This window comes from Spiroplasma sp. ChiS, from assembly GCF_002968355.1.
Classification (GTDB): Bacteria; Bacillota_I; Bacilli_A; order Mycoplasmatales; family Mycoplasmataceae; genus Spiroplasma; species Spiroplasma citri.
Genome location: NZ_PUUH01000257.1, coordinates 33,174 through 57,501, shown reverse-complemented (window position 1 = coordinate 57,501; position 24,328 = coordinate 33,174). Strand labels below are relative to the sequence as shown.

The window sequence follows — 24,328 nt, the reverse complement described above, 5'->3', positions numbered from 1 at the left end:
TATTATCTTTTACTCGATAATGTTTAAATTTATCATATTTTTGATAATTTTGAAAAATAAAATCATCTATATTTTCTAACCTATATGCAATTTCTCCAACATCATATCTATTCAAATCTTCATATATTTTATTAAAAAAGTTTTCACCATTAATAATATTATTAATATCCATTTTAAAGTTGTTTCCTTTCCTGATTTAAAAATAAATCATCACACACATTAAAATAAACACCTAAAAAAGCAAGTTATTTTTAACTTGTTTTTCAAATATTTAATTTTTTTTAATATTATTTAATACAATTTTGATACTTTTTTGATAACAAAAATGTTATATCTTAATTTAAAATAAAAAAAACAAGATTTTTAATCTTGATTATAATAGTTTTCGTTAAAATAAATTTTTAAATAATATTTAAAATCAGAATCATCATCACTAAAAAAGGCATTTTTTACAATTGTAATAATTTTTATAACAAATATAGCAACATGGACTATTACATACAATACATTCATATCCTTTTTTTGCTTTTCTATAACACAATCCTCTTGCACCAGTAAATTGACATTTTTCATCGTTAACATGTTTATTATATTTTTCTCAAAATATTTTTTTAAAAAATTCATTTTCTTTTTTATTTGTTCTTCACTTTTTGGGTTATATTTTAATAAATATTTTATTTCTGCTACAATTTTTTCAAATTCAAGTTCAAATTCAATTTTAGATTCTTTTTCCACTTTTTCCTCCACTTGTTCTTTTTTTTAATAACATATTATCAAAAAAATAAATTTTTATCATTATTCTTTGTATATATTTATATTCATTATATAATTTTTATATAAATAAAATATCAAGAAAGGACTGGGTTATTATGAAAAAATGATTAAGTCTTTTAGGTGCAATCACCTTAATTGGAACAAGTACAGCAAGTTTAGTTGCTTGTAATAATAAAACTAAAATACATGAATATACACTCGAAGAATTAGAACATTTAAAACAAGAAAACCAAATATACACAAATTGACAAGAAATAAAAAACAACTTAGAATGAATTTGCCCTCAAGAAAAACCATTTAATAAAGTTGATAATAAATATTATTTTGTTGTGTGAAAAGGTGACAATCAATGAAATATTAATAAATTTAAAAATGATGAATTTCCAAAACAAATAATACCTAATAGTAAAGGTAAAGATAAAATATTAATTAATTATGGGGATTTTACTGCTGGACAAAGAGAAAAAGAGTTGTTTTTTGTTTATAGAGATTCACTGACAATTAAATATTGGTCTGATGATATAGAGGGATCATATTTTAAATATGTTTATCGTTGAAATGGCGGGGAAGAAAATTTACCTTATTTAGTTGTTAATAATGATGGTAATATAAAAGTTAATGGTGAATAAAAAAGCAATTTAGTAAAAATTGCTTTTTTTTAATTTATTTAATTTTCTTTTTCATCATCTTTTTTAATTATGTCATTAATATTATCTTCTTTATTTTCATCTAACAAAATACATTCATTATTAATTTTTTCTTTTAATTTTAGCATTAGTTTATTAATTTCAGTAAATAAAATTGGCAATCCCAATGTTAAACCGTGAACTATTCAATATGCTAATCGTAAAAAAACTCAGTCTTTTTCTTTTTCATTTTTATTACCATCCTTATTTTTTTGTCTAATATTTATTTTGTTGTTATTGGCAAGTTTGTTATTTATAATTGTAATAACATCTAATTTCGTATTAATATTATTAATTTCAATTTTAATATCGTTTATTTTTTCTTTTAATTCTTTATTTTCATCTCTAATTTTTTGTTGTTTTTTACTCAAAATAGTTGCCGTTATGCCGGTTGTTCCACCAGTAAAAAGTGATATAACCAAAACAATAATTTCTAAAATAGTTTCACTCATAAATACACCTACTTTCTTTTAAAACTTGTAAACAGTGTATAGTGTAAAAATATCAATTTAATTATATTTAAGGTATTATTATGGTTTTATCTCTGTATAAAAATATTTATAAATTTGTTAATTTATTAAAAATTCAAATAATAAATTTAAAAGTTATTATTAAAATTATTATTAGTGAAATAATTGTTTTAATTGGTTATACCATTCATGATAATCAAAAAATAGATGGTATCAAATTTGTAAAAAATGAATTTATTAAATAGAAAAATGAATTTATTATTTCTTCGATATTTTATTTCTCCTTTCTATTTAAAATAATTTATACAGAGAGAAAACCATAATAATATCAACTTAATTATAAACTTATGATTTTATATTTTAATAACTATTGTTAAAAATTAAATAGTATTTTTCAATTTTTATTATTTTTATATTTAACAATGTTTATTAACAGTGTTTATTAAATATTAAATAAACAATATATTAACATTATGTATAACATTGTTAATAATCAGTGTTTATTACAATTAAAAAACATTATATAAACATTATTTATAACATTGTTTATTAAACAAATATTTAGTTAGGAGATGATAAAATTGAGTAATTTTGTTAAGAAAAATCAGAATGTAGAAAATTATTTTATTAGTAAGGGATTTATACCTTTTACAACATATAAAGCAAGTTTTATTAATTTACCTAATCATAATCGTCATATTGGTTTTTGATTGAGTAATAAGTTTATTTATCCGAGTGAAAAACATTCGGAACAAGTAGCAATCGGTTTAATTTATGATAATTCTTATCCTATTGTAAAATATGATGAAAATTTAAAACGTCATATTTGAAAATATTTAACTAGAACAGAATTAATCAATTTATATAATCAATATAAACAAAATTACTTTACTAAAATGAAAGAAGCGTTATTTTCAAGTGAACCTAAAAAAGTAAAAGCAAATAATAACAATAATAATTTAACAAATTGAAGTGTTAAAAAAGTACAAGAATTGATTAATGATTTAGAAAGTTTAAATTAAATGAGTTTATATGATTATTGAGTTCAATTTGTTAGTTATATTATTGGTGCAAATGCCCCTGAGTTTTTATATGTTATGTCGTTTGTGTTATTTATTGTTTTGTTTTTTGGAATGTTTTTTAAACTTATTCAAAAAATGTGGAGTTTTTAAAAATGCAAAATGATTGAATTAAATTAAAAGAGTTTTTTATTCATATATTTTTGTTTATAGATAAAACTAATGTTGAAAGTATTACAATGTGGAATTTAACGCAAAATGAATATTTAACTTTGATGGTTGGTGTTTGAATTGTGATTTTGTTTTTAACTTGGTTTTTCTTGTGAATGGTTTTTAAAATAGTTGGGTATTTTAAAAAATGAAAAAATTTATATTTTTCTTTAAAAACTATTGTTATATTAGTGGTTCAATGCTTTTGTTTAATTTAATTGATTTATTACTTTGGATAATTTCTTTGTATTGTGTTGGTTTAGTATTTTGAATATTATTTGCTTTGCAATTTGTATATTTTCTGTGATGATTGTGAAAAAAATATTTTTTATCAGTTAAATTCTTTTCGGTTAGTAAATTTTGTTTAAGATAATCCGTTATCGGTAATTATTGGTAAGTTAGGAACTGGTAAAACATTACTTTTAACTTATTTGTCGCAAACTATGAAATTATTGACAGATGAAATTTATAGTAATTATCCGTTAAAAGATGATAAAGTTAAAGTTTTAACATTTAAAAATTTAGATTTTACAGATAGAACAAAACCGGTTCCCCCAGATGATAGTGTTATTTTATTTGATGAAAGTTATTTGTATATTGATGGAACTAGTCCTCATGATGAGAAAAAAGTTCATAGTGGTAAAATACCGTGAATTGTTTTAGCGAGACATTTTGGTAATCGTGCGTTGTTTACTGCTCAGCGTGAAGGTATGATTTGAAACAATATTCGCCAGTTAGCAAGTGGGATTATTATTCCAATTTCATTGAAAAAACCTTTTGCTAAAAAAGGATTTAATTTTTTTAATCGTTTCTTTATTATGCGAATTGGGATTTTCCAAGATATAACGGATTATGAAATTTGAAAAACAAAATCAGTAGAACGAACAGCAGAAGGTAAAAGAGCAAAACATAAGTCRGATRTTGGGTTAGGAATTCGGTTTTTTAAAATAATAATTCCCCTTGAATTTGCGAATAAATATGATAGTCAATGATTAAAATTTGTGCGGGAGTTAAAAAATGATGAAATTGTTAATAAAAAAGAATATTATTGGTCGGAAATTACAAAATTAAGTGTTAAAGAACGATTAGAATTGTTTGATATTGATATTTTGAAAAAGAATTTAAAACCTAAAAAAGAAAAAGGAAGTAATAAAGATGATTAATTTATTAGTTGAAAATAATAATAGTAATTGAGACAAGATTTTTAGTTTTGTTTTTGATATATTTTTGTTTATTTTTGATGTAATTTGAAATACAAAATTACCGATGACAAATACATCGATTGCTTATTTTTTAGTCTTTTTTATGATTATTAAATTATCTGTCTATGCAATTCACGGGACATCAACACAATATAATAATTTAGGTTCAACAGTCAATAATGGTGTTTCGCAAGTATATTCGTCAACTGTACGAAAAGGTATTAATGTTGGCAAAAATGTTTATCAGAATAGTAATAAGCAACAAGTTAAAAAAGAACTTAAACGACAAAGTATTAGATATCAAGCAAAAAATATTAGAAGTACTAAATTTAAAGGAGATAAAAAGTAATGATTAAATTAATTTTATTGGTGGCGGGGATTGCCATATTTGGTACTGGTTTTATTACTGTTATTATTAATCAATTTACATCAGCAAAATAAAATTATTATGGATTTATATAATTCTGATACTTGGTTGATTTGATTATTTGGTAGAATGGCAGTTTTGTTTAGTCATCCGTTAATGTTAACGATATCAAGTTTATATATTGTTGAGTTTATTGTTTCAAAAACATTGTATAGTTAGGAGTTGATTTTATGAAAAAATTGTTATCTTTATTTGCCATATTTATTTTAACTTTTTTGGGTTTGGTTATTCCATTTATTACTTTAACGGCGTTTAGACCGTTAAATGAGGAACATTATACGCTTAAACAAGATATAATAGTACTGATAAAGGTATTAATGAAACTGATTTTATTAATACGATGTTTTTACGCAGTATTTTTTTGAAAATTGGTCGGAAACAAATTATTTTATTAATCCAACTTTAAAAACATCAAAAAATTTATTGTTTAATGATAAATGGTATTTAGATTTTTTACAAGATAGTTATTCAACCGGAGTTGTTTATGATAAACCAGATGAAGTATTTTTGTCTTATTATCAACAATGACATAGTTTAAAAAATCGGTATATGGTTAAAAAATTTTATGATGTTAAAAGGGAGAATTTTTTGAATGATTTAACTGATTTTATTTATGCCTTTGCTGTAAAATATAATATGTTTGATGTATCTAAAAAAATTGTGGAAAATATTGATCGTTATAAATTAGTTCGTTATCCAAGAGTTAAGTTGAAAGTAGATAATTGAAAATTAATTAATTTTAATAATAGAAAAAATGAATTTTTAAAACCAAATAATAAATGATATTTTTATGTTCGTCAATTTGGTAGTGAATATAAATATGAAAAATTTTATTTTGATGATAATTTTATAAAAAATCAAAATACACACTGACAACATTTAAAAAATGGAACAGATTTTATATGAAAAAATAATTCTGTTTATTGTTTTAATGGAAGCAGTGAACCATAAATACCTACTATCAACAAAAACACTGGTGAAATTACTAATTGAAATAGTTATCAACAAACTCGCGTAAAAGAATTTATTGATTTATCTTTATATTCTGTTTTGCAGGAAAATATTAGAGTTCAGCGAAGTGGTAGTGCGGATTATGAAAATCCGAATAATGTTGGTACAAAGCGGATAATTTTTGATTTTGAGACGGTTGATGAATTAGATGTTAAAAATATTAAAAAAGCAATTTATCGGATGATTTTAACTGTTGATGAAGCAAATTTAATTATTTCGGGTAATTTGGAATTAAATAATATTAATAATGACGATTTAAGTTTTAATTTTAGTTTTATGCGAACGGGAATTGGTGAAGTTTTTAATTTTAATGGTTCAATTTATTCATCATTAAATAGTAAAGATTTAAAGTATTATCAACAGTTTAGCGGTCAGTTTGATTTATCTAAGTTTTTACAGTCGTTTTTTGCAAGTGCATTGGTGCCAGTGCTTCAAAATCGTAGTTCGTTTATTGAAAATGGATATATTGATAATTTACAATATGATACTGTTTTAGTTAACTTTTTTGCGTTGAAATTACAAAATTTTAATAATATTTTGTTGAGTGAAAATATTAACGATAAATTACAATTTGATAAATTATTAAATAGTATGTTTAAGATTTCACAGAAATTTTATACTAATTATTTAGGTACGATTTTTGATTTAGAAAATAATACTTATGTTCAAGGTTATAATAGAAAATATGGTTTGTTAGTAAATAATGGTTTTAAAATTTACCCACGATATTCTTATTTTTCTGATAAATATCAGCAATTAGATATTAAATTATATTCAGCATTTAAAAATCGGTTTTATACGATTAATAATTATGGTAGTGTTTTTAATTATGATTTTTCGGTTGCTAATAATTATAATATTAACTCAAATTCGGGTTATGTTTTTGAAGATGCTTTAAAAGATAAATATGGTTTAAAGTATAAAAAAATTGAAGAACAAAAAATCGGTTATAATGTTTTTGAATTGCAAGCACAAAAAGAGCCAGCACTGATAATCCTTTAAAGCGCAGTTCATAAGGAATATTAACCTGGGCTGTAATTCCTAATACTGCTTGGAGAGTATCTTCTAATAGTTTTGCTATCTTATCAAAATTAATATTATATAAATCAAATGAAATGTCATTTTCTCCTAAGAATAATGGCATTCTATCAACGTAATAATTTGAATATCGATCTCGTAAATGTTGATTCAAATTATTAAACTCTGCTTTAAAACCAACAAGCAACTGATTTAAAAAACCATATTCACTAATTGCTGTGCTCGTTAAAGTTAAGAAGCCATCATTTTTTGTTTTTACCTCTGCGACTAGTTCTTCAAATGATGATATTTGCTCTGGATAATCCTTAATAATATCAATCATTGTCTTTGTTTGCCATCATGGTAATAAAGTTTCTTTTGTTTCCTTTTTTATTTGATTTAAAATTTCAAGATCTTGATTGCGATCTAACTCATCGTTATCATCAAGCTCATGTTTTGCTCGCACTGTACAACTAACAACACCTAAACTACTACCGAAACCTAAAACAAAAACACTAAAAAGTGTTAATAACCGTTTCATCTAATTGCCACCTTCCTTTTGTGTGATACTCATAATTATACTTTAAAAAAGTACCCTAGTACCTTTGAGCAAATCAAGTTGCACTTGCATTTACAGTTTACATTTATAATAAAAAATAACCTTAAAAGGTTATTTTTTTTAAATCCACAACATGTTTTTTTAAATTATAAAATGTTTTAATTCCATCATATTCAGCTACTTTTCCCAGTTCATCTTCAATTGCTAATAAACGGTTATATTTTGCAATTCTATCACTTCGTGACATACTTCCTGTTTTAATTTGACCAGTATTTAAAGCGACTGCTAAATCAGCAATTGTTGAATCTTCGGTTTCTCCTGAACGATGTGAAACAACTGCCGTTCAACCTGCTTTTTGTGCTAATTGAATTGTATCAATTGTTTCAGTTACTGTTCCAATTTGATTTAATTTAATTAAAACAGAATTTGCGGCATTACGAGCAATTCCTTCTGCTGTAATTTTTGGATTTGTAACAAATAAGTCATCACCAACAATTTGAATTTTATGCCCCATTGTTTTTACTTGCAATTCAAAACCAGCTCAATCACCTTCTGCTAAACCATCTTCAATTGAAATAATTGGGTATTTATCAACTAACTTGTCTAAATATTTAATTAATTCTTCTGTTGTCATTGCATATTCTTTACCTGTAACTTTTTCAATTTTCTTAAAGTGATATTTTTTATCATCAAAATATAATTCTGATGAAGCACAATCCATTGCAATCATAACACCATCTTTGCCTGGTTTATATCCTGCTGTTTCAATTGCTTCAACAATTAAATCTAATGCAACTTCGGCTGGTGTTTTTGCTTGAAATGAAGTTAAATTTTGATCTTTATATGCTCAATTAAAATGCGGAGCAAAACCACCTTCATCACCAATAGCTGTAATATCACCTTTATCCTGTAAGATTTTCTTTAAAGTATGAAAAATTTCTGATGACCATCTTAAAGCTTCTTTAAAAGTTTCAGCTCCAACTGGCATAATCATAAATTCTTGAAAATCAATTGCACTATCAGCATGCTCTCCTCCATTAATAATATTTAACATTGGAACTGGCAGTTTTTTCCCATTAACACCACCCAAATATTTATATAATGGCATTTCTAATTCAGAAGCTGCTGCTTTGGCAACAGCCATTGACACTCCTAACATTGCATTAGCACCTAAATTCTTTTTAAAATCAGTTCCATCTAACGCAATCATGGCATGATCAATTTCAACTTGGTTTGTTACTTCCATTCCAACAAGTTGTTCTGCAATTTTTGTATTAACATTCCCAGCTGCTTTTAAAACACCTTTCCCTTGGTAACGTCCTTTATCACCATCTCTTAATTCTAATGCTTCACGACTTCCAGTTGAAGCTCCTGATGGTACCATTGCTGAACCATATCCGCCAAATTCTGTTCAAACTTCAACTTGAACAGTTGGATTTCCTCGTGAATCAATTACTTCACGAGCATTAATTTTCTCAATTCTCGACATAATTTTGTACTCTCCTTCTAAGTATATAATGTTATTATATTATTTGTTCAAAAAATAGTAAACAAAATCGGTTGAAAATCCATGAAAAAATACTACTTTTATTGTTTTTCTTTTGGAAAAACTAAAATATTTGCTATGATATTAATAAATACATTATCAAATTTGAATAAGAAAGGAAAACATATGGAACAAAAAAAAACAACAATTGTTTCAGGCATTACTGCCACAGGGCAATTAACATTAGGGAATTATATTGGAGCGATAAAAAATTTTATTGAATTACAAGAAGATAATAATTTAATTATTTTTGTGGCAAACTTACATGCAATTACAATTCCAATTAGTAAAGAAGAATTACGAAATAACATTAAAAATATGATTGCATTATATTATGCATGTGGTTTAAACCCACAAAAAGCAATTATTTTTGTTCAATCAGATGTCTTAGAAGTTACCTTATTGGCACATATTTTATTGTGTAACACAACTATTGGGGAATTATCACGAATGACACAATTTAAAGACAAATCAAGCAAAATGAAAGCAGAAAATGGAACCGAATTTATTCCAACTGGATTATTAATTTATCCGACTTTAATGGCCGCAGATATTTTATTATATGATGCTGATTTAGTTCCAGTTGGAAAGGACCAAAAACAACACATTGAATTAACACGAAATATTGCCGAGCGAATGAATAATCGTTATCAACAAAATTTATTTAAAATTCCAACCGACTTCATTCCACTAATTGGTGGCAAAATTATGGATTTACAAAATCCAACCAAAAAAATGAGTAAGTCTTCAAACGACCCCAAGTCCTTTATTAGTTTATTAGATTCACCTGAATTAATTCAAAAAAAAATCCGTAGTGCAGTAACTGATTCAGAAGGAAAAATTGCTTATAATCCTGACCAAAAACCAGGGGTGAGTAATCTTTTAACAATCTATGCTGTTTTAAAAAAAATAACAATTGAAGCAGCTGTTAAGGAATTTGTTCAACAAGATTATGGGCAATTAAAAGAACAAGTTGCCAATGCAATTATTGAAACTTTAGAGCCAATTCAAAAAAAATACCACAAATTAATGAAAGACCAAACAATTGATGAATTAATTAATTTGGGAGCAACAAAAGCACAAGCAATTGCTAATAAAAAAATAACAAAAGTTAAAAATGTTGTTGGATTAAATTATCAAAAGAAGTAGCATTTAAATAAAAATAGACACATAAAGTATAAAACTTATGTGTCTATTTTTTGTCATATTTAATTTTGAATTTAATATTTTAATTCATTTAATTCTCAAATATAATTACCATTTTGGTCAGTTACTTTAAAATTAAATTTTCCACTTTGATTAGCTTTACTAGTATCTAACTGATCAAAATGAAAAGCAATTTTATTTTTTAAATAAGAATATAACTTATCAATATTTTCAATTGTTTTAATATTGCTAATTTTAAAATTATTTGAATCACTATAAACATTTGTTAACCATAATTTAATAATTTTTTCTGTTGTCATATTTTGTTTAAAAGTAAAAGTTGGATGATTCTGAATATAATTAATTAAGTATTCTTCCAAGTCTTTGTTAAGTTCATAACTTCAAAAAACATTAGAATTTAAATTAATTGTTAAATAATAAATTGTTGTTAAAAAATGGTTACCATCTAAAGTATATTCTTCCATTGTTGTTTGCCCCGTAGTATAAGTATACTCGGTTGTATCATGAATTAACGAAAACAAAATAAAATCACGATATAACTGGTCAGGTATTGGTAAATATGTTGGCATAGCTGCAATATATGTTTTAAATAAAACATTAGCTGTTGGTAACTCAAATGCTGGAACATTTGAAGGATTATTAAAATTATAATTAATAATTGGTCATAAAGTATGAGCTTTTCTTTCTTTTGTAAAAGTTGTAAAAATTGTATTATCATCTTGATGTTTTACCAAATACTCGCCTTCGTCATTAATGGGTTGCAACATAAAATTTGCTAAAAACTTACTAACTGCTGGTTGCAATGTTGAATCTTGTGATGGAATATAATATTGTTTTGGATAAGTACAACTAATAGTTAAGAGACTTGGAGTTATAAACATTATTATAGTTCCAAGAAGACTAAGTATTTTTTTCATGGAATTATTCCTTTTGATAAACTTTCTTTTAAATTATAACAAAAAATAACAATTAAAAATTAAAATTATTTGGATCAGCTCCTAGTCTTGCCTGTGGTAAAACAAATAATGCTGTCATATCTTCATCATCTAACATAAAATCATCTAGTTCAGTATTAGCAATAATACGTTCCTTATGTGTTGATTTTGGAATAACAACAATATTTTGTTGAATTGCTCATTTTAAACAGATTTGGGCAGGATTTTTCTGGTGTTTTTCTGCAATTTTAAGAACAGTTGAATTTGTCATACATTGTCCTTGCATTAAAGTTGCTCATGATTCAATAATAATGTTGTTTTCTTGACAAAACTTAATAACATCTGTGTTATTTAAACCCGGATGAAGTTCAACTTGATTAACCATTGGTTTTATTTCACTAATTGCCATTAACTCTTGTAAATGAGAAACTTCAAAGTTGCTAACCCCAATTGCTCGAATTTTTTTTGCTCCATAAGCTGTTTCTAACGCACGGAAACATTCATTTCGATCTGCAGTTGGTCAATGAACTAAACATAAATCTAAATAATCAGTATCTAACCGTTTTAGTATGTTATCGATTTCTTGTAATGCCGCATCATACTTATGATTAGCATTTCAAATTTTACTTGTTAAAAAGATTTCTTTTCGTGGAACACCACTATCTTTGATTGCCTTGCCAATTAATTCTTCATTTCCATAGATTTGAGCGGTATCAATATGACGATAACCATTTTGTAATGCTGTAATAATAGCTTGATAAACTTCATGCTCATCAGTCATTTTATACGTTCCTAAACCAATTAATGGGATTTCAACACCATTGAAAAGTTTTAATTTTGTTGTCAGTGCTTTCATTTTTATACTTCCTTTTCTTTTTTTGGCCTTTGTATAATTATAACTTTAATTAAAATCAATAACAAGAAAAACAAACCTAAAGTGCTTTTAATGGTTAATTCAAAATTTATTAAAAATATCTTATTTCTAAGATATTTTTCTTTCATAGTTATTTGTTTTAATCTACTGGTTGTTCTAATTGTTGTTCATTTAAAATTTTTTGATATTGAATCTGAATCTTATTATGTGTGGTATTTAATTGTTCAATACTAGTATTAAATTTTACAAAATTTTTTGTAAACTCTTGTCAACGTTCAACCCAACGCTCAAATTCGCCTTTTATTTTTAATAAATTAGTTTTAATAGCCTCAATATTTTGGTTAAAAGCAACTTCCCGCATATGTTTTTCTAAAACAAATAAAATTGCTGATAATGTTGTTGGTGAAGTAACTCATACACGTTTTTTAAATGCAAAAGTAATAATATCGTCTGGAAATTGGCAATAAATAAATGCAAATAAATCTTCGGAAGGAACAAACATAATTGCACTTGAAATTTCATTTTCAAGATTAATATATTTAGCAACTTCATTAATTCGGTCTTTTAAATCTTGTTTAAAAAGATTTAAATATTTATTTTTAATTGTTGTATCACTTACTTCTAAGTATTTGTTATAGTTTGATAATGGAAATTTTGCATCAATAGCAATATTTTCTTTTGCTCCCCCAGCTTTAACTAATGCATCAACAACAGTTCCTGTTGGCAATTTATATTGGCGCTCTCATCCTTGATGTCTTTCTCCATACATATCACTTAAAACTTTTTCTAATAAATATTCACCTAAATTACCACGTTTCTTATTATTTAAGAAGATATCATTTAAAGTCTTAACTTTTGTTTCAACTTCTTTTAATGTTGTTGTTGATTCTTTTAAAACTTTTAAATTTGATAAAACATCAGTAAAAGACTTTGAAATAATTTCACCTTGATGGGTTAAATTATTTTTTAAATCTGTATCTTGCTTTGACAAGTTATTTTTAAAATTATTTAATCCTTCGTTTAAAATCGCTAAGTTTCGATTAAATTCAGTATCATTTTTAACTGAATTTGTTTGAAATTCACTAATTAAAGTTAATAATTCCCTTTTTTGTTCAGAAAGTTGATTTTGCAATCCTAACCCTTGTTTCTCTAATAATTCTTTTGATGCTTGAATGTCTTTCTGTAATAATGCTGAATCATTATTTACAAGTGGTTTTTTATGTGTTTTTACTAAATAAATTATTAGAAAACTAACTAAAATAACTAAGATAATTCCTAGTAAAGCATATGAAATTGTTGTCATTGTATTCCCCCTAAATATTTTAATGTTCTATTTTATTCCGCAATAATTTTAATTATAGCCTGTTTAAACAAAAAAATAAACTCATTAATCTTATGAGTTTATTTTCTTTTATTCAAATGTAACATCTAATTTATAAGCTGGGATTTTTGTCATTATATAAGCTAACTTATCAGAAACAGCTAGAATTTTTGACCCTGGTTTAGCTTCAACAATTGCTCCTTTGCCATCTTCATTAAAAGTTACTCAAAGTTCATTATATCAAAGTTCATTATACTGATCAGCAAATTCTTTTCCTAACAACTTGGTAACAAGATCATAACGAAGTTTGTTTTCAGTTTCTTTTGTATAAGTTTCATTTAATTTAACCGGGATTAGATTTTTCGTTGGTTTAATATTATCTTGCGTTAAAAACTTCCGTGGTGGTGTTGTATTAACTTTAAAATTGGCAGTTAGTGTTGAACGATTAATAACATGCTCAACCTCAGTTGTAATTTTTAAAGTACCTTCCCCATTTTCTTGATTAATTGATAAGTCAATGCCACCGTTTAATGCTCCCATCATTGCTTTTAACATTGCATCTTTATATAAACTTGCAAACCGATTACGATCCCCAACAAACTCCATAATGGCTGCTGTCATATTCATAGTTGTACCTTCAGGATTTTTCTTATAATCTGCTCAGACTGCAGCATCAATATAAATATCACCAATATTTCGCAATGGAAATGCCTGCGAAAATGTAATTGGTTCATTAATAATTTCAACTGCTGAACCAGTAAAATTACCACCTGGTTTTGGTACAATTACTCATTGACTAATTTCTTGATCAAAGTTTACTTCAACATCTGAAAAAGTAAAATTTGTTCCATTTAAACTATTAATAACAGTTAATACTTCATCTACGGTTAATTTTTTCCCAGAACCATTATCATATGGCAAAGAAGTAACAGTAATCATTTTATTAATATCATTTGTTGTTCATTTTAAATCAACTTTTTTTGTTAAAAATGGGGGATTTGGAGCATCTGGCATAAAACGAATAGTTGCTGTTTTCATTCCTGGTGCTAAATCAACGTCTAAGTTATCAACATCATAACCTGCTTTTTTTAAATTTGCCTTAATACTACCAACAGTTGGTACTCCTGTCGTATCAATTTCACCCCCAGTTTGAGGACTACGACATGCAACTGCCGTACCAATAATTGGGGTTGATACTGATATTGATGCTAAAATCATCATTAATTTTTTCATTATTTTCTTCTCCTTTATTTTTTTCAATAATTTTTATTACATAGTTAATATTAATTAATTTTAAAAAGATCACTTTATTAAAATTTTAGCAATAATAAATTTTCTTTCTTGTGGTGGTGTTGTTTCCTTTTTGAAAAGTATTAACCGATATGTTTTAATAATATTTGCAATAATAAATGAAATAATAATTAGTTTTTTTAATAAAAAAATAACTAAAATATTAATTCGATACCGCATAAAAAGATACGGTTCTAAAATATTTAAAAATAACGTTAAATTAAGAAACGGATTAAAATAAATTAAATCATTAATCTTATACCAATAAATTAAATAAATTCGCAATGTAACTAAAGCAACAAAAAAGGTAGTAATAAATAATCCATAAAAGAAATAAAACAAAATTAAAATTACTTGATAAAGTTGAAAATAAAATTGTGAAAAACAACTAAGTAACCCTGTTATCGCAATATTTCAATAAATAGTATATGATAATCAAAAAATATTTGTTAACCATAATAAAATTACAATAACATTAACTTTTAAAATACTATCTCATTGCAAGATAATCTGTTTATAATGCTTAAAATCACTTAAAATTTGGATTAAAACAGCTAAGAAAAATAAAACGGCTCCCGTTATTAAAACAATATAAGTTAAATTTAATGAGATACTAACAAATGCCCAATTTGTATAATGTGAAACAAAATAAGGTAAAAATAACGAGATTCCGAAATATAAAATAAACAAAATAAAATATATATTAAAAAATACTTGAAAATACTTTTTGAAATCTGTTCTCATTTTAATCACCCACATATATTTGCTTTTTATTTTGATTATATCTCTCGCTATATTTAATTAAAAACCCTATTGTGAACCAATAATTAAAGCAATTATAATTATCATCTTAATTATTAATAACACGTTCTGAATAATTATACCGTGAAAAGTTTTAAAATTAAAATTAGAATTTTATTTTTTAACATATAATTAAAAAGAAAATAGTCTATATTTTTTACTAACCTCTTACTTAATTAACAACGATGAAAGAAAAAATGAGGAAACTATATGCACCAAAAAAATAACATCTTTTTTATTAAAAAAATGAAATATTTATTTTTTTGCAATTCCGTTATTCGTAATTTCTCTTATTAGTTTAGGAATTCTAATTGCAACAGGATGATATCAAATTGATTACCAAATTGCTGCTGAACTTGCAAAACCTTTATCAAATGAATTTGTTAAATATTGAGTATGTTTTTATGATCAATTAGGAAATACTGAAATAGTCATTGTAATTATCATTTATTTAGCAATTTTGTTAGAAACATGGTTTTTACTTAAAATAAAACAAAAAAAAGCAAAAATTTGTAAAAAATTATTTGCTTACTCTAGTATTATTTTCTAGTCATAGGAGCATGGCTTATTGGTAATATTGTTAATTTATCTTTAATTCCAAGTCTTGACGAGGAATTTGGTCCTGGAATTGACTATATTTTATTTGATAATTATAAGTATAAGTTAACAAGTGTTATTTTAGTTTTTCTTTATCAATCAATCTTATTAGGAATTGGCCTTTATTATGTTCGCTATCGGGTTAGTTAAAACCAACCGTTTGTTAACAGAACAAACATGGTTAAAAGCAACTAAAAGATTAAGTTTTTTAATTAGTACATATATTATTATTGTGATTTTAAAAGGAGCAACACATAAAATTTATTATTATAATGCTATTTTTGGAGATTTAATTAATGCTCATCCTGAATTCTTAGATGCCTATCTTAAATCAGGTTTTCATTTTGGATATAACTTAAATAATGGTTATCTTAATAATATTACCTGAGAATGGCAATATCCTTGGTGAAAACCACCAATTGGTTTATTTAGTAATGTTAATATGCCAACATTTAAAACCCCATGAAAGTATGCTTTTCCAAGTAGTCATATTAATGCTACATATTGTACTGGTTCAATTATTCTTTTATTTTTAAAAAACAAACAAAACACTAAAATTAACTGAAAAATAAAACTTTGTTTTATTATTTGATTAATTCATGTTTTAACAATGAATTTTGCTCTTGTAATTGAACGCTTTCACTGAATTTCTGACACTGCATTTACCTTTATTTTTTCAAGTTCCATGATTTTAGTTGTTCATTTTAGTGTTAATAAAATTTTTGCAAAACTCTTAATTTAAAGATATTTTAATATGAAAAGGTTTAGGTGTTATCAAACACCTAAACCTTTTTTATCGTGAATAATTAAATTTTAAGTAGTAATAAAATTATCTTATGAATTAATTAAATGATAAGTATCTTCACAAATCATTACTTCTTCATTTGTTCGCATCGCATAAATAAGAACATCTGATTTTAATGTTGAAATTAGATTTTCTGTGTCATATGAACTTTGATTTGCTGAAGGAAATAATTCTAAGTTCAATAAAGTAACTTCATTAACGACTAATTGGCGCATTTCATCAGAATTTTCACCAATCCCAGCGGTAAAAACAATTGCATCTGGTTTTGTTTTTAAATCATTAGCATAACTAACAATATATTTTGCAATTCTTTTTGCACTCATTAGCAACGCTAATTTACTACGTTGATTATCCTTGCTACTTTTAAAAACATCACGTAAATCAGATGATACTCCCGAAATTCCTAATAAACCAGATTCTTTATTTAAAGTATTAGTTATTTCATCTAATGTTGTTCCAATTTGATTTGCAATAAATTGGTGAATTGAGGGGTCAATATCACCACTTCGTGTTCCCATAATTAATCCTTCTAATGGCGTTAAGCCCATTGAAGTATTAAAACTTTTTCCATTTTTAACTGCACAAATTGAAGCACCATTGCCTAAATGACAAATAATTGCATTAAGTTCAGCTGCTGGTTTTTGTAAAACTTCAGCTAATCGTTTTGTAATATAACGATAAGAAATGCCATGAAAACCATAACGGCGAACTTGATAATTACTATATCATTCATAAGGAACTGAATATAAATAATTTTCCTCAGAAATTGTTGTATGGAATGAAGTATCAAATACTGCAACATTTGGTACATCAACAATCTTACGAAAAGCTTCAATTGCCGCAATTGAAGGCAGATTATGCAGCGGAGCTAATGTTACCATTCGTTTAATTTCGGCAAATACTTCATCGTTAATAACTATTGATTGTGTAAACTTTTCACCACCATGCACAATTCGATGGCCAATTCCTTGAATATCAGCAAAATATTGAATAATATGATGTTCTTTTAATTTAGCGATTAAAACCTTTGCTGCTGATTTATGATCTGGAAAATCTTCTTTTGTTTGAAACTTCTGACCATTAAATTTAAGGATAAAAATTCCATCAATGTTAATTCGTTCAGCGAGTCCTTTACAAATTACTTCATAATTTTTTGCTGAATTAACTTTATATAATTGAAATTTCATCGAGCTACTACCAGCATTTATTACTAAAATCATTTTTCTTTTTTTCCTTTCTAATCATTTGATTTATGTATACATAAATACGCTGTTACTAAAACAGTATTGTAAATATCATTAATAGTGGCACCACGTGATAAATCATTAACTGGCCGGTCTAATCCAATCACAATTGGACCAATTGCTTCAAATCCTCCCAATCGTTGTGCAATTTTATATCCGATGTTTCCCGCATCTAAATTTGGAAAAACAAAAATATCAACAGGAGCTTTTAAAGATGATGATGGTGCTTTTTTATTACGAATAGTATCATCTCATGCGGCATCAAATTGAAATTCACCTTCAACATAACAATTTTTTAAATTCTTTGCTCGTACAAGGTCATAAGCAGTACGAACTTTATCAACAGAAGTCCCACGTCCTGAACCTTTTGTTGAAAATGATAATAAAGCCATGTTTGGATTTTGAAAGGCAAAAACTTGACTAGCCTCATATCCTAAATAAGCAATATCTGCTAATTCCTCGGCTGTTGGATCAATATTTAAAGCACAATCAGTAAAAATATAGCGCTCAGTATTACGAACCATTAAAAAAAATGATGAAACTAATTTTACATTTGGTTTTGTTTTAATAATTCGTAACGCTGGACCAATGATATCTTTTGTATCATAAGTAATCCCACCAACCATTCCATCAGCTAATCCTTTTTTAACTCATAAAATTGCCAAATAATTGCATTCACGAACTAACTGTTTAGCTTCTGATAATGAAACTTTTCCTTTACATAATTCAACTAAATATTCTGCTAATTCTATTTCATTTTGTTCTTCTGCAACAAGGACTTCACTTTGTAATTCGTCAATTGTTGAAAGAACTTCTGCTCGTGTTGCAAAAACAAGAATTGGCGTAATATTTGTGCCAATTAATTGTTTAGCTACTGTTTGAATCCGTTCAGAATTTCCTTCTGGAAAAATAATTTTTATTTTTTGAGAAAAGGTATTAATTTTTTCAAGTATGTTTTCTAATATGTTCATTTTTTATTCCTTTCTGCTATTAATCATTACCAAATAATTATATTACTTTTTTTGAAGTTTTTAGAAAAAGTAATAAATTAATTATAATTAATTAAAAATTTTCCTATTTTAATTGTTGAAGTTTTGTCACATCAAGTTCAGTGTTTCATGTTCCATCATAGTGAACAACACTGCCAAGATGAATTGCATCACAATAATGACTAACTTCCTGATAATTAGTCAAATTAATGCCACTACCACCTTGAATTTGAACGCCATAATTTCGAAGGTTTTGTAAAGTTACTAAATTTTCCATAATTGGAGTTATCCCACCTTGTGTTAAAATTGTGCTAACTCCTAACTGTGCTAATTATTTAATAAGAGTAACTTTATCTTCAATCAAATCAAAAGCCCGGTGAAAAGTAACTGCTAGTGGATATTCTAAGGTAATTAATTCTTGCATCCGTAATAAATCAATTTGGTGATTAGGTGTTAAAATGCCAACAACAATTCCTTCTGCCTTTGTTGTTTTAATATAAGCAATATCTTTTTTAAGTTGGAAATATTCATCAGCAGGACAATAAAAATCAGTGTCACGATGACGAACCATTACCCGAATGGGAACTTTAATTTGCTCAATACATTCCCTAATAACTGCATAGGGTGGTGAAACCCTCTCTGTGATAAGTTAGTACATAATTCAATTCGGTCAATATTCCCAGCTTGTTCAATAATTTGGCATTCTTGATAGTTTCTTGCAATAACTTCAATAAACATTTATTCTTGCTCCCCACTAATAAACTTAATACGGTTAATAATCCCATTAATTTTATTATTATATGTTCCTAACTTAATATTTAATAATAATACATTATTAACTTTTAATAAATTAGCATAATCCTTATAGATACCAGCAAAAGCAGTAATACTAATTTCGCCACTTTCATCATAACAATCTAAAAATGCCATTTTATTATTGTTTTTATCAGTAATTATTTTTAATCGCTTCACTAGAATTAAAACATTTGTTGATCCTAAACTTAAACGTAAATTACTAATTAATGTTGTTTTATCTTGATATCCTGCTTTTTCACGAATATATTTTAACGGATGATTTGATAAATAAAACCCTAAAAATTCATATTCTTTTTCTAAACAAATAACTTCATCGTTTGGTTCAATTACTAATTCTGGTTTTTCAGCTAATGAAAAATCAACAAATAAATTTTCATTCTCTTCTTGAGTTTTAATTAACTCAATGTAAGTAAGAATCCGTTGATAATTATTAAACAAAGTAATCCGGTTCAACTTAAAAACATCTAATGCTCCGGAAAAACATAATGCTTCATAAGTTTTTCGATTTAAACCTTTTTTATACAGGCGAATAAACAAATCGTATAAATCCGTAAACATTCCATTAGTTTGATACTCTTGGGCAATTTTATTAAAAAAAGCGAAACCAATTTGTTTAATAATTAATAATGGAACACAAATTTGATTATCAATAGTATGATATTGTCAATATGGAGCATTAATATTTGGTGGGACAATTGTTAAATGATTCTTTTTTGCTAAAGCAATATAATCATTTGTTTTATGTTCATCACCAATAACATGTGTTAATAAACTAGCTAAAAAATGGGAAGGATAATTTGCTTTTAAATAGGCCATTTGATAACCTAATAATGAATATGCAACCGCATGGCTCCGATTAAACCCATAGGCAGCAAATTTATAAATTAATTCTCAAATTTCTTGTGCTATTTTCTCAACATAATGGTTTTTAACTGCTTCTTCAATAAATTCAGTTTTCATTTGACTCATAATTGATGCATCTTTTTTCCCCATTGCACGACGAAGCACATCAGCTTTAGCTAATGAAAAATTAGCAACTTTTTGAGCAATTAACATAACTTGCTCTTGATAAACAATAATGCCATAAGTTGGTGCTAAAATTTCAGCTAGCCGTTCATCAATATAAGTAACTTTTGCTAAATTTTTTTTCCGTTTAATAAACAAGGGAATGTTATCTTGAGGGCCAGGACGATATAACGAAGAAGTTGCAACAATATCCTCTAATTGGTCCGGAACCATATCAACTAAAACTTTCGTCATCCCTGGTGATTCTAATTGAAAAATCCCTTTTGTATCTCCTTGAGCTAATAATTGATAAGTTTTTTGATCATTTAATGGTAAAGTGTTAACATCTAATTTTACTTTTGTTTCTTGGTAAATATTATCAATCACATCATGTAAAATTGTTAAATTTCGTAATCCTAATAAATCCATTTTTAAAATTCCCAATTCTTCTAAATAATTCATTGAATATTGCGTTTGATAAATTCCATTATAGCCTTCTTTAACTGGGATAATTGTTTGTAACCGTTGTTGCGTTAAAACAACACCAGCCGCATGGGTTCCTGTTTGGCGTGGTAAACCAATAATTTTTTTTAAATGTAAAAATACTTGGGGGTATTTTTTTTGATAAATTTCAAAAAGAGGATTTGAATTAATTGCTTCTTCATAATGATAATTATATTCTAATGGAACTGCTTTGCTCATCTTGTCTGCTTCTTCAATTGCAATATCAAAAATTCGGCAAATATCTCGAATTGCCATTTTCATTCCAATCGTTTGAAAAGTGATAATATGTGCAACATGTTCACTCCCATATTTTTCAAATAAATATTCAACAACCATTTCTCGTTTATCATCTTCAAAATCAATATCAATATCTGGTAAACTTTTTCGCTCTGGATTTAAAAAGCGTTCAAACAGTAAATTATAGGTAATTGGATCAATTGTCGTAATATCTAATAAGTAACTAACTAAACTACCAGCAGCACTGCCTCGACCAGGCCCAACAAAAATATTTTGTTGTTTTGCATAACGAACATAATCTCATACAATTAAAAAATAATCATTAAAACCCATTTTATTAATCACTGTTAATTCATAATTTAACCGCTCAAGATATGTTGTTTTAGAACTACTAATTCTTTTTTGTTTTAAAGCTGTTTGACAAATTTCTTGTAAAAACTGTTGTGCTGTTTGACCTTCTGGGGTTGGATAACGTAATAAATTATCAAAAATAGTCCCTTTGTGTAAAGAAAAAACATTAATTTCAGTAATAAATGTTTTAATATTGTCAAAATATTGTTGATAATGGGGGGGTGGTGATACTCAACCATATAAATCTTTCATTTTACTTTCTTTAAATAAAGTTTGTGTTTTAATTGTATCAACAACTTTATAAGCAATAAAATCTTCACTTGTAAAATATTGTACTTTATTATTTCAAATAATTTGTTCACTTGCAAGTAATGTTTGCAGTGACTCTAACAATGATAGATTGCCATTATTAATACCTAGATATAAATCTGTTTCAACTTTTAAAAGGTTCTTTAGCGTTTGATATAATTCAGGCTGATAATCATCTGTTGTATAATTAATAATAATCTTAACATCTGTTGTTAAAAACTTGCTAATTTCATCTAATGTTACATTTTTTTTATGTTCAGTATTAATCATTACTAAAGATGAAATTTCAACTAAATTAAAATAACCCTTTTTATTACGGGCAAATAAATTCATATTATAAGGAATATCATTAAATCAAATAATAACATTTAAGCCAATAATTGGTTTAATTTTATTTTTTTGACAAAATTGGTGAAATTCATAAACCCCAAACATATTATTATCACAAATTGCCAATGATAATAAACCCGTTGTCATAGCATAAGTAAAATATTTATCAAAAGTAATTAAAGATGATAATAAACTATAACTTGTTCGAACATTTAAATGGGGAATTGTCATTGTTGCTACCTCACTCTCCTTTCATTTTAACGAAAAAGAAAATAAAAACCACACTTGTGGCCTAATTTTATAATTTAATTGCAATAATAATAATAATAATTAAAAGTGCTAAGATCCCAAAAACTAAATAACGTCATAAACGGACTTTTTTCTTTGGAACTATTTCTTTTAATAATTCTTTTTCTAAATCAATTCCATTTTCATTATAAAAAGAATTTTGTTCTTTGTTCATATTTATTACTTTAATATCTTCATCTTTAACATCACAAATAATTGAAAATTCTTCATCAATTAAAATTGTTTCTTCTAATAAATTTGTTCGTGATTGTTCTGCTTTTTGTAATTCAGATTCATTAACTAATTGTTTTGTTACTTCTTTCTTTTTTTGAAAAAAACTAGTTTTCTTCTTCATAAATCACGCCCTTACCAACGACATATGTTTTTATATTTTTTTTAATTATAACATCAATAATTTCTGCTCACATTAAATTTTTTTCTTGAAATTCTGCTTGTTTTATCCGTGGTTTTGTAACCGGATTCTTTGGAACAAATAAACTACAACAATCTTCAAATGGTAAAATTGATGTCTGATAAGTATCAATTTGTTTTGCAATATCAATGATTTCATTTTTATCAAAACATAATACTGGTCGCAAAATTGGCAATGTAGAAACAGCATTGATCGTATTAATACTTTCAATTGTTTGCGAAGCAACTTGCCCCAATGATTCTCCAGTAATAATTGCCTGACATTTTAATTCTTTGGCTAATAAATTAGCGATCCGATAAAACATTCGTCGCATAATAATAATTCGATAACTAGCATCAGGAATATGCATTAATTCATGCTGTAACATTGAAAAATTAACCACATACAAGCGCTGCTGATTTTGACCAGCATAATAATTTAATTTTTGAACTAAAGTTTTAACCTTTTGTAATGCTTCTTCAGTCGTATGTGGTGGTGGTGCAAAATGTAAATATTCAACATTCATTCCCCGTTTCATTGTTAAAAAAGACGCAACTGGTGAATCAATTCCCCCCGATAGCATTACTAATCCTTGACCAGATATTCCAACTGGTAAACCACCAATTGTTTTAATTTTATTAACAAAAACATATGTAAATGTTCGTCGTACTTCAACATCAATTTGTAAAACTGGTTGATGAACATCAACCTTAACTTTTGTTTGTTGTAATACTTTTGGTGCTAATTGTTGTTTAATTTCTGTCGATGTAAGTGGAAAAGTCTTATCATTTCGGTGCACTTCTAATTTAAAAGTTGCTGGTTGATAATAATTTACAATATTAATTGCACAATTAGCAATTTCTGATAAATCACAACTAACCTTTTTGGCTAATGATAAAGATGATGAACCAAAAACATTTTTAACAATGTTAACAATTTCTATACTAACTGTTGCATCTAATAATTCAATAAATAAACGATCAAATTCTTTTTTAAGTTGATATTGATTTTCATAGACTACTAATTTTGTTTTAATATTATTAACTAAAACTCTTGTAAAATTATTACGGTTTTTTCCTTTTGTTGTTAATTCGCCATAACGAATTAATATTACATCAAAATTCATTTTATA

The 24,328-nt window shown here is 26.0% G+C and carries 23 protein-coding genes and 4 pseudogenes; 11 read left to right on the top strand and 16 right to left on the bottom strand.

Annotation, left to right across the window (positions count from 1 at the left end):
• Window positions 1–363: 363 nt before the first annotated feature.
• Window positions 364–735 carry a hypothetical protein gene (locus tag C6B38_RS06715; protein ID WP_105299066.1) on the bottom strand — a complete coding sequence of 124 codons (372 nt, stop codon included), beginning with the start codon at window positions 733–735 and terminating at the stop codon, window positions 364–366.
• A 134-nt stretch (window positions 736–869) separates the two neighbouring features.
• Between C6B38_RS06715 and C6B38_RS06710 the strand changes: the two genes are divergently transcribed.
• Window positions 870–1,403, top strand: a complete 534-nt coding sequence (locus tag C6B38_RS06710; RefSeq protein WP_105299065.1) for a lipoprotein — start codon at window positions 870–872, stop codon at window positions 1,401–1,403.
• 38 nt (window positions 1,404–1,441) lie between these two features.
• Here the strand turns inward: C6B38_RS06710 and C6B38_RS06705 are convergent, their stop codons facing one another.
• Complete coding sequence (locus C6B38_RS06705; RefSeq protein ID WP_105299064.1) at window positions 1,442–1,912, bottom strand: hypothetical protein; 471 nt, start codon at window positions 1,910–1,912, stop codon at window positions 1,442–1,444.
• Between the two features lie 80 nt (window positions 1,913–1,992).
• Here C6B38_RS06705 and C6B38_RS06700 point away from each other — a divergent pair, with 80 nt between their 5' ends.
• The 8 genes and pseudogenes from C6B38_RS06700 to C6B38_RS12405 all read left to right on the top strand — a co-directional run.
• Window positions 1,993–2,175, top strand: a complete 183-nt coding sequence (locus C6B38_RS06700; protein ID WP_233485623.1) for a hypothetical protein — start codon at window positions 1,993–1,995, stop codon at window positions 2,173–2,175.
• Between the two features lie 327 nt (window positions 2,176–2,502).
• A complete protein-coding gene (locus tag C6B38_RS06695) occupies window positions 2,503–2,952 on the top strand; it encodes a DUF3627 domain-containing protein (RefSeq protein ID WP_105299063.1) in 450 nt (149 codons plus the stop codon).
• Window positions 2,953–3,104: 152 nt separating this feature from the next.
• Window positions 3,105–3,305 (top strand): annotated as a pseudogene (locus C6B38_RS06690) (DUF2649 domain-containing protein); the annotation flags it as partial.
• A gap of 2 nt (window positions 3,306–3,307) precedes the next feature.
• Window positions 3,308–4,322: pseudogene (locus C6B38_RS06685) on the top strand (hypothetical protein).
• Entirely contained in the window at window positions 4,315–4,710 is a 396-nt protein-coding gene (locus tag C6B38_RS06680) for a hypothetical protein (protein ID WP_105299062.1), read from the top strand. The pseudogene C6B38_RS06685 and the gene C6B38_RS06680 overlap by 8 nt, the downstream one beginning before the upstream one ends.
• A complete protein-coding gene (locus C6B38_RS12410) occupies window positions 4,710–4,802 on the top strand; it encodes a hypothetical protein (RefSeq protein ID WP_443028758.1) in 93 nt (30 codons plus the stop codon). The genes C6B38_RS06680 and C6B38_RS12410 overlap by 1 nt, the downstream gene beginning before the upstream one ends.
• Window positions 4,803–4,809: 7 nt before the next feature.
• Window positions 4,810–4,947, top strand: a complete 138-nt coding sequence (locus tag C6B38_RS11400; protein WP_233485620.1) for a hypothetical protein — start codon at window positions 4,810–4,812, stop codon at window positions 4,945–4,947.
• Window positions 4,948–4,958: 11 nt separating this feature from the next.
• A pseudogene (locus tag C6B38_RS12405) lies at window positions 4,959–6,780 on the top strand (spiroplasma phage ORF1-like family protein); the annotation flags it as partial.
• A 10-nt stretch (window positions 6,781–6,790) separates the two neighbouring features.
• On the opposite strand, the pseudogene C6B38_RS06665 reads toward C6B38_RS12405, so the two are convergent.
• Together C6B38_RS06665 and eno are read right to left on the bottom strand one after the other, a co-directional pair.
• A pseudogene (locus C6B38_RS06665) lies at window positions 6,791–7,357 on the bottom strand (hypothetical protein); the annotation flags it as partial.
• A gap of 121 nt (window positions 7,358–7,478) precedes the next feature.
• Entirely contained in the window at window positions 7,479–8,864 is a 1,386-nt protein-coding gene (eno, locus tag C6B38_RS06660) for a phosphopyruvate hydratase (RefSeq protein WP_105299061.1), read from the bottom strand.
• 183 nt (window positions 8,865–9,047) lie between these two features.
• On the opposite strand from eno, the gene trpS reads away from it, so the two are divergent.
• A complete protein-coding gene (gene trpS / locus C6B38_RS06655) occupies window positions 9,048–10,070 on the top strand; it encodes a tryptophan--tRNA ligase (protein ID WP_105299060.1) in 1,023 nt (340 codons plus the stop codon).
• Between the two features lie 71 nt (window positions 10,071–10,141).
• Here trpS and C6B38_RS06650 read toward each other — a convergent pair whose 3' ends face one another.
• The 5 genes from C6B38_RS06650 to C6B38_RS06630 all read right to left on the bottom strand — a co-directional run bounded on the left by C6B38_RS06650 (window position 10,142) and on the right by C6B38_RS06630 (window position 15,252).
• On the bottom strand, window positions 10,142–11,005 hold the full coding sequence (locus tag C6B38_RS06650) for a hypothetical protein (protein ID WP_105299059.1): 864 nt from the start codon (window positions 11,003–11,005) through the stop codon (window positions 10,142–10,144).
• Between the two features lie 52 nt (window positions 11,006–11,057).
• Window positions 11,058–11,879, bottom strand: a complete 822-nt coding sequence (locus C6B38_RS06645; protein ID WP_105299058.1) for an aldo/keto reductase — start codon at window positions 11,877–11,879, stop codon at window positions 11,058–11,060.
• Between the two features lie 157 nt (window positions 11,880–12,036).
• Window positions 12,037–13,200 carry a DNA recombination protein RmuC gene (rmuC, locus tag C6B38_RS06640; RefSeq protein WP_105299057.1) on the bottom strand — a complete coding sequence of 388 codons (1,164 nt, stop codon included), beginning with the start codon at window positions 13,198–13,200 and terminating at the stop codon, window positions 12,037–12,039.
• Between the two features lie 108 nt (window positions 13,201–13,308).
• Window positions 13,309–14,451: a Vmc-like lipoprotein signal peptide domain-containing protein gene (locus C6B38_RS06635; RefSeq protein WP_105299056.1), complete on the bottom strand. Its 1,143-nt coding sequence runs from the start codon at window positions 14,449–14,451 to the stop codon at window positions 13,309–13,311.
• 60 nt (window positions 14,452–14,511) lie between these two features.
• Window positions 14,512–15,252, bottom strand: coding sequence for a hypothetical protein (locus C6B38_RS06630; RefSeq protein WP_105299055.1), 741 nt, complete (start codon window positions 15,250–15,252; stop codon window positions 14,512–14,514).
• 781 nt (window positions 15,253–16,033) lie between these two features.
• Here C6B38_RS06630 and C6B38_RS11395 point away from each other — a divergent pair.
• The gene (locus C6B38_RS11395; protein WP_233485618.1) at window positions 16,034–16,648 is read left to right on the top strand and encodes a phosphatase PAP2 family protein; all 615 of its coding nucleotides are present in this window, start codon (window positions 16,034–16,036) and stop codon (window positions 16,646–16,648) included.
• A 92-nt stretch (window positions 16,649–16,740) separates the two neighbouring features.
• On the opposite strand, the gene C6B38_RS06620 is transcribed toward C6B38_RS11395, so the two are convergent.
• The 7 genes from C6B38_RS06620 to thiI form a co-directional block, all read right to left on the bottom strand.
• Window positions 16,741–17,931 carry an acetate kinase gene (locus tag C6B38_RS06620; RefSeq protein ID WP_105299054.1) on the bottom strand — a complete coding sequence of 397 codons (1,191 nt, stop codon included), beginning with the start codon at window positions 17,929–17,931 and terminating at the stop codon, window positions 16,741–16,743.
• A gap of 17 nt (window positions 17,932–17,948) precedes the next feature.
• Window positions 17,949–18,926 (bottom strand): phosphate acetyltransferase, encoded by a 978-nt coding sequence (pta, locus tag C6B38_RS06615; RefSeq protein ID WP_105299053.1) that lies wholly within the window; start codon window positions 18,924–18,926, stop codon window positions 17,949–17,951.
• Window positions 18,927–19,029: 103 nt separating this feature from the next.
• A complete protein-coding gene (locus C6B38_RS11390; protein ID WP_233485617.1) occupies window positions 19,030–19,221 on the bottom strand; it encodes a BtpA/SgcQ family protein in 192 nt (63 codons plus the stop codon).
• A 54-nt stretch (window positions 19,222–19,275) separates the two neighbouring features.
• Window positions 19,276–19,524 (bottom strand): copper homeostasis protein CutC, encoded by a 249-nt coding sequence (locus tag C6B38_RS11385; RefSeq protein WP_233485625.1) that lies wholly within the window; start codon window positions 19,522–19,524, stop codon window positions 19,276–19,278.
• Window positions 19,525–19,682: 158 nt separating this feature from the next.
• Window positions 19,683–22,727: a DNA polymerase III subunit alpha gene (locus tag C6B38_RS06605; RefSeq protein ID WP_105299052.1), complete on the bottom strand. Its 3,045-nt coding sequence runs from the start codon at window positions 22,725–22,727 to the stop codon at window positions 19,683–19,685.
• A 67-nt stretch (window positions 22,728–22,794) separates the two neighbouring features.
• Window positions 22,795–23,139: a hypothetical protein gene (locus C6B38_RS06600; RefSeq protein ID WP_105299051.1), complete on the bottom strand. Its 345-nt coding sequence runs from the start codon at window positions 23,137–23,139 to the stop codon at window positions 22,795–22,797.
• Entirely contained in the window at window positions 23,123–24,322 is a 1,200-nt protein-coding gene (gene thiI / locus C6B38_RS06595) for a tRNA uracil 4-sulfurtransferase ThiI (RefSeq protein WP_105299050.1), read from the bottom strand. Before thiI ends, C6B38_RS06600 begins: the two co-directional genes overlap by 17 nt.
• Between the last annotated feature and the right edge of the window lie 6 nt (window positions 24,323–24,328).